11 protein-coding genes are annotated in these 15,692 nt (G+C 63.3%); 4 read left to right on the forward strand and 7 right to left on the reverse strand.

Annotated features, from left to right (window positions below; all coding sequences use genetic code 11):
- Positions 1–45: 45 nt before the first annotated feature.
- The 3 genes from htpG to IGS61_RS26090 all read right to left on the reverse strand — a co-directional run bounded on the left by htpG (position 46) and on the right by IGS61_RS26090 (position 5,280).
- Complete coding sequence (gene htpG / locus IGS61_RS26080) at positions 46–1,965, reverse strand: molecular chaperone HtpG (RefSeq protein ID WP_076570740.1); 1,920 nt, start codon at positions 1,963–1,965, stop codon at positions 46–48.
- 475 nt (positions 1,966–2,440) lie between these two features.
- A complete protein-coding gene (locus IGS61_RS26085; RefSeq protein WP_230542237.1) occupies positions 2,441–3,601 on the reverse strand; it encodes a hypothetical protein in 1,161 nt (386 codons plus the stop codon).
- 242 nt (positions 3,602–3,843) lie between these two features.
- The gene (locus tag IGS61_RS26090; protein ID WP_230542238.1) at positions 3,844–5,280 is read right to left on the reverse strand and encodes an aminotransferase-like domain-containing protein; all 1,437 of its coding nucleotides are present in this window, start codon (positions 5,278–5,280) and stop codon (positions 3,844–3,846) included.
- 134 nt (positions 5,281–5,414) lie between these two features.
- Between IGS61_RS26090 and IGS61_RS26095 the strand changes: the two genes are divergently transcribed.
- The 3 genes from IGS61_RS26095 (at position 5,415) to IGS61_RS26105 (ending at position 9,343) form a co-directional block, all read left to right on the forward strand.
- Positions 5,415–6,326 carry a DMT family transporter gene (locus tag IGS61_RS26095; RefSeq protein ID WP_230542239.1) on the forward strand — a complete coding sequence of 304 codons (912 nt, stop codon included), beginning with the start codon at positions 5,415–5,417 and terminating at the stop codon, positions 6,324–6,326.
- Between the two features lie 176 nt (positions 6,327–6,502).
- Positions 6,503–7,696, forward strand: a complete 1,194-nt coding sequence (locus tag IGS61_RS26100) for an aminotransferase-like domain-containing protein (RefSeq protein WP_230542240.1) — start codon at positions 6,503–6,505, stop codon at positions 7,694–7,696.
- A gap of 288 nt (positions 7,697–7,984) precedes the next feature.
- A complete protein-coding gene (locus IGS61_RS26105) occupies positions 7,985–9,343 on the forward strand; it encodes a diguanylate cyclase domain-containing protein (protein WP_230542241.1) in 1,359 nt (452 codons plus the stop codon).
- Between the two features lie 4 nt (positions 9,344–9,347).
- Here the strand turns inward: IGS61_RS26105 and IGS61_RS26110 are convergent, their stop codons facing one another.
- From IGS61_RS26110 to IGS61_RS26125, 4 genes are all read right to left on the reverse strand, one after another.
- Complete coding sequence (locus IGS61_RS26110) at positions 9,348–10,928, reverse strand: FGGY-family carbohydrate kinase (protein ID WP_230542242.1); 1,581 nt, start codon at positions 10,926–10,928, stop codon at positions 9,348–9,350.
- Positions 10,929–10,931: 3 nt separating this feature from the next.
- Entirely contained in the window at positions 10,932–11,159 is a 228-nt protein-coding gene (locus IGS61_RS26115; protein WP_230542243.1) for a hypothetical protein, read from the reverse strand.
- Positions 11,160–11,282: 123 nt separating this feature from the next.
- The gene (locus IGS61_RS26120; protein ID WP_230542244.1) at positions 11,283–12,851 is read right to left on the reverse strand and encodes a glycerol-3-phosphate dehydrogenase/oxidase; all 1,569 of its coding nucleotides are present in this window, start codon (positions 12,849–12,851) and stop codon (positions 11,283–11,285) included.
- Positions 12,848–14,458, reverse strand: coding sequence for an FAD-binding oxidoreductase (locus tag IGS61_RS26125; RefSeq protein WP_230542245.1), 1,611 nt, complete (start codon positions 14,456–14,458; stop codon positions 12,848–12,850). The genes IGS61_RS26120 and IGS61_RS26125 overlap by 4 nt, the downstream gene beginning before the upstream one ends.
- Before the next feature lie 140 nt (positions 14,459–14,598).
- Between IGS61_RS26125 and IGS61_RS26130 the strand changes: the two genes are divergently transcribed.
- A complete protein-coding gene (locus IGS61_RS26130) occupies positions 14,599–15,681 on the forward strand; it encodes an AraC family transcriptional regulator (protein ID WP_230542246.1) in 1,083 nt (360 codons plus the stop codon).
- The last annotated feature ends 11 nt before the right edge of the window (positions 15,682–15,692 follow it).

Raw genomic sequence — 15,692 nt, forward strand, 5'->3', positions numbered from 1 at the left:
TTTCACGAGGAAAGGGCCGGCTCGCTGACGTTTGCAGTCAGGTGATTACTTCGCAGAATTGAGCAGCAATTCGTTCAGGCGCTTGACGAAGCTGGCTGGATCGGCCAGCGATCCGCCTTCGGCCAGCATGGCCTGGTCGAACAGGATGTTGGCCCAGTCGCCGAACTTGCCGCCTTCCGCATCTTCATACTTCAAACGCGTCACCAGCGGGTGGTTCGGGTTGATTTCCAAAATCGGCTTCGATTCCGGCGCGCTCTGGCCCGCCGCCTTCAGCATGCGCAGCAGGTTGCCCGACAATTCGTTTTCATCGGCCACCAGGCAGGCTGGCGAATCGGTCAGGCGGAACGTGACGCGCACGTCCTTGGCCTTGTCGGCCAGCACGGTCTTCATCTTGCCCACCAGGTCGGCGTACGAGGTTTCCGTTTCTTCGTGCTCTTTCTTTTCCGCTTCGTCTTCCAGCGCGCCCAGGTCCAGGCCGCCCTTGGCGACGGAGACCAGCTCCTTGCCTTCGAAATCCTGCAGGAAGGACAGCATCCATTCATCGACGCGGTCCGTCAGCAGCAGCACTTCGACGCCCTTCTTGCGGAAGATTTCCAGGTGCGGGCTGTTCTTGGCGGCGGCGTAATTGTCGGCCGTGACGTAATAGATCTTGTCCTGGCCTTCCTTCATGCGCGCCACGTAGTCGGCGAAAGACGTGATTTGCTCGTCGCTGTCGTTGGCCGTCGAGGCAAAGCGCAGCAGCTTGGCCAGGCGTTCCTTGTTGGCCGCGTCCTCGCCGATGCCTTCCTTCAGCACCTGGCCGAATTCCTTCCAGAAGACGGCGTACTTGTCTTTTTTATCTTGCTCGTCCGCGTTCGCCAGTTCTTCCAGCATGCCCAGCACGCGCTTGGTCGAGCCTTCGCGGATCACCTTGACGTCGCGCGATTCCTGCAGGATTTCACGCGATACGTTCAGCGGCAGGTCGGCAGAGTCGATCACCCCGCGCACGAAGCGCAGATAGGTTGGCATCAGCTGCTCGGCATCGTCCATGATGAAGACGCGCTTGACGTACAGCTTGATGCCGCCGCGCTTGTTGCGGTCCCACATGTCGAACGGCGCCTTGGCCGGGATGTACAGCAGCTGCGTGTACTCGCTGCGGCCTTCCACGCGGTTATGCGTGTGCGTCAGCGGCGACTGGAAGTCGTGCGACACGTGCTTGTAGAATTCGTCGTACTGTTCCGGCGTGATGTCGGCCTTGTTGCGGGCCCACAGGGCGCTGGCCTGGTTGACGGTTTCGAATTCGTCCTTCAGAACGGTTTCTTTTTTCTCATCGTCCCACTCTTCCTTCTGCATCACGATCGGCAGCGAGATATGGTCCGAATATTTGCGGATGATGGACTTGATCTTCCAGCTCGACAGCAATTCGTCCTCGCCTTCGCGCAGGTGCAGGATGATGTCCGTGCCGCGCGACGGCTTGTCGATCGATTCGATGCTGTAATCGCCTTCGCCCGCCGATTCCCAGCGCACGCCTTCCGAGGCGTCCACGCCGGCGCGGCGCGTTTCGACGGTGATCTTGTCGGCGACGATGAAGCCGGAATAGAAGCCCACGCCGAACTGGCCGATCAGGGCCGCGTCCTGCTGCTGGTCGCCCGACAGCTTGCCGAAGAATTCCTTGGTGCCCGACTTGGCGATGGTGCCCAGGTGCGAGATCGCCTCGTCACGGGTCATGCCGATGCCGTTGTCGGAAATGGTGATGGTGCGCGCATCCTTGTCGAAGCTGACCTTGATCTTCAATTCGTGATCGTTGCCGTACAGGGCGTCGTTATCGATCGCTTCGAAGCGCAATTTGTCGGCCGCGTCGGACGCGTTCGAGATCAGTTCGCGCAGGAAGATTTCCTTGTTCGAGTACAGGGAATGGATCATCAGGTGCAGCATTTGCTTCACTTCGGTCTGAAAACCCAGGGTTTGCTTTTCGGAGACAGCCATTTTTACCTCATAGTCTTGTGGATGGGACGAGTGTCAGCTAATTGGAGATGATGGCAGCGATTTCAAGATGCCAGCAAGCAAATTTTTCCATCCTTTCCAAGCCAGGACAGTCACTGTCCTGGCGGGCATGGATGAAACTGATACTGGCCATGTACGAGAACTGCATGACGGTTGATGTAACGATTAGATTTTTATCCGGGGAAGTGCTGAACAATTCGTTTTCTTCGCGAAACTGGCATCCGAAATAAATAAAACGAGAGACGATAAGCGCATTTCCGCTTTTTCTGACGCGATGTCTCAAGCCCTTTGCTCACAAGGAGATGATTACGAAATCGGTAATTGCAAAGCTCATACAGACAAGCACCATGTTGGCGAAAGCAAACGAAGATCAACAAAGATAGGGTGTCCTTCACCAAAGAGCGCAGCACCCCACGCTTTTTCAGTATTCCCGGCAAGAAGAAGGAAAAAACTCTGGCTATTTTCGCGGATAAATTCTAGAAATTAATTCTTTGTCGCTGGCAGATAATTCCGTTCCAGCTGGTATTTCCTGCCCACCGGTGTAGGCTGCCGGAAGTGACATAGCCATGATCGAATACCGGTCAAATTTTCGATATTCACCAACCTCTTCCCTCGTCGCCTTCCTTAGTATACGGGTTTGTATCATTTCTTCCGACCAGTTATTCGGCGGGCCGCCCAATTCACTACGGAGCAGTTCCACATCCCATTGTATATTAGCTTCTGGATTTTGCAGCTCTTCGATCAATCCCATAACATGACCAAATTCATGCAAAATATAGTTTTTTTTCATCCAGGCAAGATTTATTGTTGGTGCTGTTTTTGGCAGACCTAAGGCATCGGTTCCCTGATATGACCAAGAACCTCTATTTGGATCAAATCCTACACGAACATCGCTTTCTTCCAGCAACGGTGTAAAAATAAACGATAAACTTGTATTTCTGGTCCACTCTGGCGCAATACTTTCAACCATTTTTCTTTGTTCAGCAGTACCACCGATGAATCCTATACGTATAGTTGCCCCCGCAGCCCAATATTTTCTGTTGCCACTTGCCTTATCAGGATACGCAGACTTTGCCTGAATCGCCATATCTTGTTGCTTCGGCGATAGCGATTTCATGAACGTTACTTGGGCTATTGCCATTTTTCCTTGCTCGCCGATTTCCCCCAGTATTGCTTTTGCATTTGCCAGTACGTTTTCAACTTCTGTCCTTAAAGTGTTGACTGTCGCCTGTGCCTTCTGAAGTTCAAGTTGTGAAGTCTTCAGTGCATTGGAGGCCACATCCACTTCTTTCTGTATCGCAATAACTTTCTCAACTGATTTTTCCAGATTATACCCATACAGCGTCGCACCAACCACCAGAAAAACTGCAAGGATAGACAGACTAAACTTGGCATAACGCACCAGATCATTGTCAACTACATATATAACCTGCTGCTCCCTGTTGATGATTGGAATTGATTGCTGACCATCCAAATTCGATTGGCAATATCGACATTTTATTGCCTCCCCCTGCACTTGCTCTTTGCAATACGGGCATGTTTTCATGGCAAAAGATAGAGAGAACTTTACAGGATTTCTGGTCAATACTGGAATTTCAAAAACCGAAATCCCAGCCACAATTGATCATACTTCAAATTTTTCGGGTTTTTTTAAAGAATTCCATTTTGAAGATTTAGATCAAAAAATATATTAATTAAAGAAATTTCTATTTTTTAATGTCGCCGCAAGATCGTGAATTTACAACAGCATCTACGAGACATCAACAATGGCACGTCAAACTCTCTTCTCAAGCGCTTTGCACAATCAGCCAAATCAAGTACAAACATCTTGACACAGTGGCTGCATTTTTTTGCAGACCCTTATCCGCCCAGCGCGCGGTCGAAAAAGTCCCATACCCGCCCGTCCTGCACCGTGGCCAGGTTCAGGCGCATGCAGGTCGACGGCAGCTGGCGCGGCGAAAACAGGCTGCCCGGCCCCAGCACCAGGCCTTCGGCCAGCGCCTTTTCGGCCAGCACATTGGTGTCGCAGCCCGCATCGGCCCAGATGAACATGCCGGCCGGTGCGGGATCGAAGCGCAGGCCGGCCCGCTCGGCGCGGCGGTACGTGCCCTCGCGCACCTTGTCGAGCCGCGCGCGCAGCCGCTCCGCATGTTTGCGGTACAGGCCTTGCGATAGGATTTTATATACGACCCGCTCGCCGATGTCGCTGGTGGTCAGGGTGGCCAGCATCTTGCGGTCGGCCAGCCGCTGCGCCCATTCAGGCGAGGTGGCGATGAAGCCCACGCGCAGGTTGGCCGACAGGCTCTTGGAAAAGCCGCCCAGGTAAATCACACGGCGCAGCTGGTCCAGCGCGGCCAGACGGGTGGCCGCCTGCACGTCGCCGCCCGGGTGCATGTCGCAATAGATATCGTCTTCGACGACGAGGAAATCGTGCTGTTCGGCCAGGCGCAGCACCTGAAACGCCTTGGCGGCCGACAGCGACGTCGAGCTGGGGTTGTGCAGCACCGAATTGATCACGTACAGCTTGGGGCGGTGCAGCGCCGCCAGCTCGGCCAGCACGGCGATATCGGGGCCGTCTTTCAAGCGCGGGATGCCGATGACGTTCATGCCCATCGCGGCAAAGGCGCCAAACATCAGCCAATACGCGGGATCGTCGACGAAAATGGTATCGCCGGGACGGGCAAACTCGCGCGCCACCAGGTCCAGCGCCTGCATCACGCCCACCGTGGTGACGATCTGCTCGGGCGGACAGGCGATTTCCATGCCCGCCAGTTTCAGCTGCAACTGCTGGCGCAGCGGCAGGAAGCCCTGCGGCGATCCATAACCGAGCAGCAGACTGCCAGGCTGGCGGCTGACGTCGCGCAGGGCGCGCGCGACCAGGTCGCCATCGAGCCACTCGGCGGGCAGCATGCCGGTGCCGGGCGCGGGGATGGCCGGCGTCTGGCGGAACATGTTACGGATCAGCCAGACGACGTCCATCGGCTGCGCCGCCGCGTCCTGCGCGCCGGCGAGCGGCGCCGGCGTGTTCAGCGGCGAGCGCTCGCGCACGAAAAAGCCGGCGCCGCGCCGCGATTCCAGGTAGCCGCGCGCCACCAGCTTGTCGTAGCTGGCCACCACCGTGGCGCACGACACCTCCAGGCTGGCGGCGCACTGGCGGATTGAGGGCATGCGCGCGCCGCCGCGCAGCAGCTTGTCGTCGATGCGCGCCGCCAGCGAGCGCGCGATCTGGTCGATCAGGGTTTCGCCCGAGGCGCGCGACAGCAAGGGCAGGGACGGCAAGGCGGGTGTATTGCTCATATGACCATCACAGTATGTGAAATTATGCGTGAAAGTGTATTTGTACTGTATTGCTATTCAGCTCTAGGATAGCAGTACGGGGCGGATTGTTCCACCCCATCTTATTTACCCATGCAACCCGCACCAGGACAGCCATGCCATCGCACGCCACCACTTCCCCCAGTCACCCCCTGCGCCTCGCCGACGACCGTAAAGGCCTGCTGCTGGGCCTCATCGCCGTCGTCCTCTTCAGCCTGACCCTGCCCTTTACGCGCCTGGCGGTGGCCGAACTCGATCCCACCTTTGTCGCCCTGGGCCGTGCCCTGGTGGCCGCCGGCCTGGCCGGCCTGTGGCTATGGCAGCAGCGGGCGCCGCTGCCGCGCCGCGAACAATGGCTGCCGCTGGCGCTCGTGTCGCTGGGCTGCGTGCTGGGCTTCCCCTGGCTGACGTCGATCGCCATGCGCAGCCTGCCCGCCTCGCACGGCGCCGTGCTGGTCGGCATCCTGCCACTGGCGACCGCCGTGTTTGCCGTCATGCGCGGCAAGGAACGCCCTTCCCCGGGCTTCTGGCTGATGGCCCTGCTCGGCACGGCGCTGGTGGTGGCCTTCGCGCTGCGCCAGGGCGGCGGCAGCTTCCACCTGGCCGACTGGCTGATGTTCGCCGCCGTGCTGCTGGGCGCCCTCGGCTATGCGGAAGGCGGGCGCCTGGCGCAAGCCATGCCGGGCCAGCACGTGATTTCCTGGGCCTTGCTGCTGGCCGTGCCGTTTGTCTTGCCCGCGGTGCTGTGGAACGCCTGGCCGCAGCGCGCGCTGATGGCGCAGGCCAGCGCCGCCGCCTGGCTGGGCTTTGCGTACATTTCCGTGTTTTCCATGTTTATCGCCTTCTTTTTCTGGTACAGGGGCATGGCGCTGGGCGGCGTGGCCCGCGTGGGACAGACGCAGCTGCTGCAACCGTTCCTCACCTTGCTGGGCGCGGCCGTGCTGCTGCACGAGCCCTTGACGGGCGAAAGCCTGCTGTTTGCCGGCGCCGTGATCGCCGTCGTGGCCATCGGACGCAAGCTGAAGTAAGGCTCCCTGACGCCCATTTGCAACGCCGTTGCGCGTGCGGATGGGCAGAGCGGCGTGCAAGCCGTACAATACCGCAGCACCATGGCGACGCCTATCCGGCGCCGCTTGCGCACGCACCGCCACAAGCGGGCCAACAAATCCAGCCGGCGCAGCTCGGCATCTTCTGTGAGACTCGTATGAAAATTGAAAATCCGAATCCGATCCAATGGCGCTTTGCCGAACGCGCGGAACAGCTGCAAAGCTCGTTCATCCGCGAAATCCTGAAGATCACGCAGCGTCCCGAGATCATCTCGTTTGCCGGCGGCCTGCCCTCGCCCGCCACCTTCCCCGTGGAAGAAATGAAGACCGCCTTCGACAAGGTCTTGTCGAACAATGGCAAGGTGGCCCTGCAATACGGCCCCACCGACGGCTACCTGCCGCTGCGCCAGTGGATCGCCGACTCGCTCTCCAGCAATGGCAGCACCATCATGCCGGAACAAGTGCTGATGACGTCCGGCTCGCAGCAGGCGCTGGACTTGCTGGGCAAGGTGCTGATCGACGAAGGAAGCCGCGTGCTGGTGGAAACCCCCAGCTACCTGGGCGCCCTGCAGGCGTTTTCCGTCTACCGTCCCGAATTCGTTTCCGTCGATACCGATGACGAAGGCCTGGTGCCGTCGTCGATCGACCCCGTCGCCGATGGCGCGCGCCTGTTGTACGCGCTGCCGAACTTCCAGAACCCGACGGGCCGCAGCCTGTCCGTGGCGCGCCGCGTGGAACTGGTGGAAACCTGCGCCCGCCACGGCCTGCCGCTGATCGAGGATGATCCGTACGGCGCCCTGAGCTACAGCGGCGAGCCGTATCCGAAGATGATCAACATGAATCCGGACGGCGTCATCTACATGGGCTCGTTCTCTAAAGTGCTCACGCCCGGCATCCGCCTCGGCTACGTGGTGGCGCCGATGCCGCTGGTGCGCCGCCTGGAACTGGCCAAGCAGGCGGCCGACCTGCACACCTCGCAGCTGACGCAGATGGTCGTGCATGAGGTGATCAAGGATGGCTTCCTGGAGCGCCATATCCCCAGCATCCGCAGCCTGTACGGCAACCAGTGCCAGGCCATGCTGTCCGCGCTGGAAGAGCACTTCCCGGCCGGCGTCACCTGGACGAAGCCTGAAGGCGGCATGTTCATCTGGGTCACCCTGCCGAAACACATCGATGCGATGAAGCTGCTCGATGAAGCCATCGCCAATAAAGTGGCCTTCGTGCCGGGCGCGCCGTTCTACGCGAACACGCCGGACACGCATACCCTGCGCCTGTCGTTCGTGACGGTGCCGCCGGAACGCATCCGCGAGGGCATCGCCATCCTGGGCAAGCTGATCGCCGCAAAAATGTAATTTCCCCTTCGCGCCCCGCTCTTGCGGGGCGTGTCGCTGCTGCCCCTGGCGCCAAGGGGCACGCATCTTTTCCGCCTAAAAACCGCCTTCGCGACAGCAACTGCGTGCATCTATTTTTAAAAATATCATAAAAATAATAGTTTACCACCTCTCGCAGCATCGATTTTCTACCCAAAAAATTGGCGAGGCGGTATGATTTGAGCGCCGCAGCCGATTTGAACCCGGTCAACAGCGCCGACAGTGCGGCAAACGCTGGCATCGCAGAGTACATCGAGAAGGCCGGAAGCAATGAGTCCAGGCAGTGCAGGGTATCCCCAGCGGCACGACGCCGCCATTTTGATTGTCGACGATGCGCCGGCCAACCTTGAGCTGCTGCGCAAGCTGATGAGCGAACAGGGCTATCAGACCTATGTCGCCACGTCCGGCGAACGGGCGCTGGCCATCGCCCAGCGCGCCCATCCCGACCTGATCCTGCTCGACGTGATGATGCCGGACATGGACGGCATCGAAACGTGCCGCCGCCTCAAGCAGCACCCGCTGACGCAGGGCATCCCCGTCATCTTCATGAGCGCCAGGACGGAGACGGACGACGTGGTGGCCGGCTTCGACTGCGGCGCCGTCGATTACATCGCCAAGCCGCTGCGCATGGCCGAAGTGTGCGCGCGCGTGCGCGCCCAGCTGCAAATCCGCAGCAACAATGAAACCCAGCAGGAACAGGCCGAACGCCTGCGCACCATCGTCAACAACATGGCCGAGGGCTTGCTGATCATCGAGGCCGATGGCCGCATCCAGTACACCAACCCGGCCTGCGACCAGTACCTGGGCTACCGCGAAAACGAACTGGCCGGGCGCTTCATCGGCGAGCTGCTCAGCCCCCTGGTGACGCAGGAATACCTCGACTACTTCGCCATGTACGCGGCCAATCCGGAGAAGGCGCACAATCACGGCACGCGCGAAGTGGCGATCCGCCACCGCAACGGCGAGACGCTGAGCATGGATCTGACCCTGACGCCCATGTACCTGCGCCAGCCCCTGTATATCGGCCTGCTGCACGACATCACGCACCACAAGCAGTCGGAAGACGCGCTGCAGCGCGCCGCCTATCTCGACCCGCTGACAAAAATTGCCAACCGCCGGCATTTCGACAGTTTCCTGGAAAAGGAATGGCAGCGCGCCGTGCGCGGCGGCGGCGCCCTGTCGCTGGTGGTGCTCGACGTCGACCACTTCAAGCTGTACAACGACAGCCTGGGCCACCCGGCCGGCGACAGCTGCCTGCAGCAGGTGGCGCAAGCCATCGCCTCGCATGCCGCCCGCCCGGGCGACCTGGCGGCCCGCTACGGCGGCGAGGAATTCGTCCTGCTGTTCGCCGACACGGATGCCGAAGGCGCCCTGCACCTGGCCGAAGCCATCCGCGCGCACATCGAGGCACTGCAACTGCCGCATCCGCGGTCAAGCACCTCGCAGTGGATCACCGTCAGCATCGGCGTGGCGACCATCCACCCGCACCAGCTGGACGACCGCAAGGTGCTGTTCGTCGCCGCCGACCGCGCCCTGTACGTGGCCAAGGAAGGGGGGCGCAACCAGGTGCGCGTCACGCAGTCGGGCAGCACGGCCTGGGAAACGGTGAAGGCGCTCGTCCTGCGCTAGCCAGTCACTTTTCAGGATAGCCGGTAATGTCGGCGATTTCGCGGTACAGCGGCTGCAGCCGCGCATACATTTTCTGGTACACGCGCCGGTACAGTTGTTCATAGACCTTGCTGTGCCCGGGATGCGGCTGGAACACCTTTCCCCTGCGCGTCATCGCTTGCACGGCGGCGGGAAAGTCCGCATGCCAGCCCAGGCCCACGCTAGCGGCGATGGCCGCGCCCAGGCCCGAACTTTCATACACGTGGGCGCGCGCGGCCGGCAAGCCAAAGATGTCGGCCGTCAGCTGCATGGCAGCGTCGCTTTGCGAACCGCCGCCCGCGATGCGCAGCTCCGTGATGGCAATGCCGCTGCGCTGCTCGATGCGCTCCTTGCCTTCGCGCAGCGCATACGCGAGGCCCTCGAGGATGGCGCGGTAGATGTGCGCGCGCGTGTGCACGTCGCCAAAGCCGATCATGGCGCCCTTCGCTTCCGGCCCAGGCACCTTGATGCCGGGACTCCAGTACGGCTGCAGCATCAGGCCCATGGAGCCAGGCGGCACGGCATCGACCAGGCGGTCGAACAGCGCTTCGGCGGACAAACCCGCGCCATCTTCGGCGGCCGCCGCCCGTTCCCGGTCGCCGAACTGCTCCTTGAACCAGTTGACCATCCAGTAGCCGCGGAAAATCTGCACTTCCGTGCTGTAGGCGCCCGGCATGGCGGCCGGGTACGGCGGAATGAAACGCGTCACTTCCACGTACTTGCGGCTGGTCGTGTTGATGGTGGCCGTGGTGCCGTAGCTCAGGCACGCCACGTGCGGCTCGACGCAGCCGGCGCCCAGCACCTCGCAGGCCTTGTCGGCCGCCGCCGCCAGCAGGGGCGTGCCCTCCGGGATGCCCGTCGCCGCGGCGGCCGACGCCGTGATGGCGCCCATGCGCGTGCCCGGCGTCACCAGCTCGGGCAGCATGGAGCGTTGAATCGCCAGCGCCTGCCACTTCCAGTCGAAGCGCCCGGCCCAGGCATGGCGCTTGTAGTCGAACGGAATGTACGCCACTTGCGAGCCGGTCGAATCGATATATTTTCCGCAGAGGCGGTGATTCAAAAAGCCCGACAGCAGCAGGAATTTGTGCGTGCGGCGCCAGATGTCGGGCTGGTGCGCGCTGATCCAGTTGATCTCGGCCTCGCGGCGGAAATACGCGATCGTGCCATCGAGGCGCGTGGCGCGGAAGACGGCGCGCCACCATGGCGCCAGGTGGGGAATGTCGCGCGTGCTGCGCTGGTCCAGCCAGGTGATGGCGGGGCGCAGAGGGGCGCCATGTTCATCCACGTTGACCACCGTGCCGCGCTGCGTGGTGACGGCCACGCCGACGACCGACGATTTTTCAATGACGGTGCCGCGCCACAGCTGCTGGCACGCTTCGCACACGGCTTGCCAGTAACCGTCGGCGTCGTGCTCGGCCCAGCCGGGGTACTCCGAGTAATACGCTTCGAGGAACACTTGCGCCTTGGCCGCCAGCTTGCCGTCCCGGTCGAACAACAGCGCGCGCACGCTTTGCGTGCCATTGTCGATGGCGAGGATATACGGGCCATCGCCCGCTACGGTCGCCATGGCTTATGCCACGCTGGCCAGCGCGGCGCGCAGCGCCTGCAGCAGCGCCTGCGGATTCTTGTCAGGCCGGGCGCTGAACACGGGCGCTTCCCAATCCTGGCCGCGCACGGCCACCACGCGTAATTTCCCCACTTCGTTCCAGGCCGGATACCAGCCCACGTCGACGATGCAACCATTCGCGCAGGTGATTTGCAGCAGGTCTTCTCCCAGGTCGTCAACAAGGGCGGCCACGGGCTGGCGCAAGTCCAGCGGCGACAGGCTGTCGTAGGTGATGCGGGCGTCGCCCAGCGCCAGGGACTGGCCAAACAGGGTAGTGTCGATGATGCTCTCCTCTTGTTTATTTTTTATGTTTTTTTAATCGCCCTGCGGCACGCTGTAATGGCGGCGCCACAGGGCCAGGTAGTGCTGCTGTTCTTCCTCCCAGCGCGCATCGCTCCACCCCAGTTCATGCTGGCAGATGGCGCGCAGGCGCGGCATGATAGCAAGCGCGCCGCCGGCCAGCTGCAAACCGAGGCGCGTGCGCCGCAGCAGCAGGTCGTCCAGGTGCTGCACGTCCTCGTTGCGCGCGCCCCAGCGCAGCTGCGCCCATAAAGTCTGCGTGCCGGGCACCGGCGCCAGTTCGCCCTCGTGCGCCGCATCGCACAGCGCCTGCGCGGCCGCACCATGACGGCCCAGCAGACGCTCGCGCTGTTCGCCGTCGAGCAGCAAGGCCTTGCCCGACAGGGGCGGCGTGGCATCGAAAATCGGCAAGGGGCGCAAATCCGCCTGCCAGCCCGGCAGCAGCGGCGCGGCGCGGCGCAAGGCGTCGAGGGCGATCACGCGGAACGTCGTCAGCTTGCCGCCCGCCACCGTCAGCAAGCCATTTTCCAGCCATAGCGCATGTTCGCGCGCTTCCTTCGACGGGTCAAGCTGACCGCTGTCGATCACGGGGCGCACGCCGGCAAAGGTGGCCAGCACGTCGTCTTCGCCCAGCGCCAGCTGCGGGAACTGCCAGCGCAGCGCCGTCATCAGATATTCGAGTTCGCCGCGCGTGATGGCCGGTTCCAGGTCCAGGCTGGCGCCGTGGTCGACATCGGTGGTGCCCACCAGGGTCACGCCCTCCCACGGATACGCGAACACGGGGCGGCCATCGTGCGGGTGCATCAGGCTAACGGCTTGCGCCAGCGGCAAGCGCCAGGCCGGCAGCAGCAGATGGCTGCCGCGCAAGGGCCGCAATTTTGGCTGTTTTCCCACCTGGCCGCGCAAGCCGTCGGCCCAGGCGCCCGTGGCGCTGATCACCAGGCGCGCGCGCACGGTGAATGCCGTGCCATCGAGCGCATCGTTCAAGGTGGCGCCCGCGACCTTGCCATCGTCTCGCAGCAGCGATGCCACGCCCAGGTAGTTGACGGCCACGCCGCCATGGCGGCGCGCTTCCTGCAGCACGCGCAGCACCAGGCGCGCATCGTCTGTCTTGGCGTCCTGGTACAGCATGCCGCCCTGCAGGCCGTCGCGCCGGACGTGCGGCGCCAGCATGGCAAAATCGTCCGCGGCCAGATAGCGGCGCGCGCGCCGGCCCGCCATCACGTCATAGATGGCCAGGCCCAGCATGAACTGGCGCCGGCCCGGCTTCCTGCCCGCGTAGTCGCCAAAGGCAAAGCCCTGCGGCTCGACCAGCCCCGCCGCATCCGCCAGCAAGGCTACCCGCTCGTGCACCGATTCGCGCGTCAGCGCGAACTGGCCCTGCTTGAGGTAGCGCAAGCCGCCATGCACCAGCTTCGAGGAGCGGCTCGACGTGCCCCAGGCGAAATCGCGCTGCTCCACCAGCAGCGCCGTCAAGCCGCGCCGCGCCGCTTCCAGCAGGATGCCGGCGCCCGTGATGCCGCCGCCGACGATCAGCACATCCCAGTCGCGCGCCAGGATGCCGGGCAGCTCTTCCCTGTTCATGACGGGCCGCCGGCGTCGGGCAGCAGTTTGCCGGGATTCATCATGCCCTGCGGGTCGAACTGGCGCAGCAGCGCGCGCATGGCGGCGATGCCCAGCTCTCCCTTTTCCACCATCAGCCAGGGCGCGTGGTCCGTGCCCACGCCATGCTGGTGGCTGATGGTGCCGCCGTTGGCGACGATGGCGGCGCCGGCCGCGTCTTTCAAACTGCGCCAGCGCGCCAAATTGTCTTCATACGTGGGCGCCAGCCGGTACACATACGTGGTGTAGACACTGGCGCCCTGCGCGTACACGTGCGACAAATGCGTGTAGACGTGCACCCGCTCGCCGTGCGCGGCCAGCGCTTTGGTGCCCGCCTGCTCCAGCGCCGCCATCATGGGCGTCACGCGCGGCCAGTCGACGGCCGTTTCCACCGTGTCGATGACATAGCCGTGCTCCCAGGCGCCGTTGCGCAGGTAGACGTTGCGAAAGCGCCCCTGCTTCCATTTATCTCCCATGTGGCGTCCCACGTGCACGCCCCTATGCCGCCGCGCCAGCGCCAGGGCGCCGCGCAGGGCCGCGCGCGCCGGTCCGGCTTCGCCGCTGACGCCCAGCATCAGCATGCACTTGCCTTCCGCGCAGCCGCGCAGGGACAGATAACGCTCCAGCAATCCCACCAGTTTTTTATGCCCGGCCAGGGTCAGCATGGTTTGCGTTTCGACCGCGTTCGACAGGCGCAGCATGCACAGGGGCAGGCGCGACTGGGCCAACGCCCGCACGGCCGCTTGCGCCTGGCCCCAGTCGGCGAAAAACACGGCGTGGAACGCTTCGTATGGCGGCAGCGGCGAGACGCGCACCGTCGCCTGCGTCAGGATGCCCAGCCGCCCTTCGGAGCCGAGCACCATTTCGCGCAGGTCGATGCCGGCCGCCGAGGCGGGAAAGGTGGGAATCGTCAGGGTGCCGGACGGCGTTTCCACCACGCCGCCGGCGAACAGCTGCTCGATGCGGCCATAGCGCAAGGATTGCTGGCCCGACGAGCGCGTGGCGATCCAGCCGCCCAAAGTGGAATATTCGAACGACTGCGGATAGTGTCCCAGCGTGTAGCCGTGCGCGCGCAGCTGCGCTTCCAGGTCGGGGCCATACACGCCCGCGCCGAACGTGGCCAACTGCGCCTCGCGGTCCAGGTGGCCCAGCGCGCACAGGCGCACGAGACTGAGCGACAGCACGGGACGCGGCCCCGCCGCCACCGTCAGGTGGCCCGCCACGCTGGTGCCGCCGCCATGCGGTATCACGGCCACGCACGCCTGGCGCGCGTAGTCGAGCAGCTGGCGCACCTGCAGCGCGCTGTCGGGAAAGGCCACGCCATCGGGCACCGCGCCGATGCGGCCATGGCGCAGCTTGAACCAGTCGGGCAGGCTTTGACCCAGCGCATGGCGCACGCGCACAGCTGGCGTAGTATCGATCAGCGGATGCGGCGCCAGGCGCGAAGCAGGCACCTGCGCGCAGGCATCCTCGAAGGCGGCATCCGGAATGGCGCTGCCGGGCCCCAGGCGCTCGCCCAGGAAAGCCAGCGCCTCGTCACTCAGCGCATACGTGATGCTCTCGTCTCCCCAGCCATTCCAACGTTGCATCGACATCCCCTGTGTTGTGGCCAGTTGCACGCCACGGCGGCTTGCTATACTGTCCTTGTCTGATTTTCTTGCCAGATCAATAGCATATGCCGCCACAAACGAAGGGTATTGGTTTTTCATGACAATCGCCTTGTTCCATCATGACAAATACTGACGGCCGGGTCGCTGGCGCATACCTGCAGCCGCTGCTGGAAGCGGCCGGCGCGCACGGCATCGCAGCCGCCGCCCTGGCGCAAGCGGCCGGCGTGGCGCCGCACAGCCTGGAAGCGACAGCGCCCGGCCTGGCCGCGCGCGACTACGTGCGCCTGCTCGATGCGGGCGCCAGCCTGGCGGGCGATGCGCATTTCGGTTTGCACGTGGGCCAGCGCGTGCGCATGGGCACGTACAGCGCGTATGGCTTGATTTTGCTCAGTTGCCAGAACGTGGGCCAGGCGCTGGAACAGACGGCCCGCTACGAGCGGCTGGCGCACGACCTGGGCCGCTCGACCCTGCAGCGCGACGGCGCCGTCGCGCATTACCGCTGGGCCAGCAACTACCCGGGCGCCAGCCGGCACCTGGTCGACAGCGTCTTTGCCGGCATCCGCGTCTGCGGCGACTGGCTGGCGGGCATGCCGCTGCCGCCGGCCAGCCTGGCCTTCACCCACGATGGCGGCGGCGACTTGCTGCGCCACGCGGCGCACCGCGACGAGTACGTGCGCGTGCTGGGCAGCCTGCCCGCCTTCAACGCCCCCGCCAACACGGCCACCTTCGACGCGCAATTACTGGACTGGCCCGTGCCGAACGCCGACGTCAGCCTGTACCCCGTGCTGTGCCAGCATGCGGAACAGTTGCTGGCACAGCGCCAGGCCGAAGCGGACGCGGGCGGCGGCATCGACGCGCAAGTGCACGCGGCCATCGTGGCGGGCTTGCGCCAGGGTTCGGCGCGGCTGGCCACCGTTGCCGCCGCACTGGCCGTCACGCCGCGCACCCTGCAGCGCAAGCTGGCCGACGCGGGCACCAGCTTCCAGGCCGTGCTGGACCAGGCCCGCTATGGCCTGGCGCGCGACTATCTGCGCGAGCCGGACCTGTCGCTGGTCGACATCGCCTTCCTGCTCGGCTACCAGGAGCAAAGCGCCTTCAACCACGCGTTCCGCGTCTGGGCCGGCACCAATCCCGGCGCCTGGCGCCTGCAGCAATTACAGGAAAAGCAAGCCGGTTTACAGGCGTGCGCGGGCCATGCCTGACGCGTTTTCTG

It is taken from the genome of Janthinobacterium sp. FW305-129 (genome assembly GCF_020858115.1).
Lineage (GTDB): Bacteria > Pseudomonadota > Gammaproteobacteria > Burkholderiales > Burkholderiaceae_D > Janthinobacterium.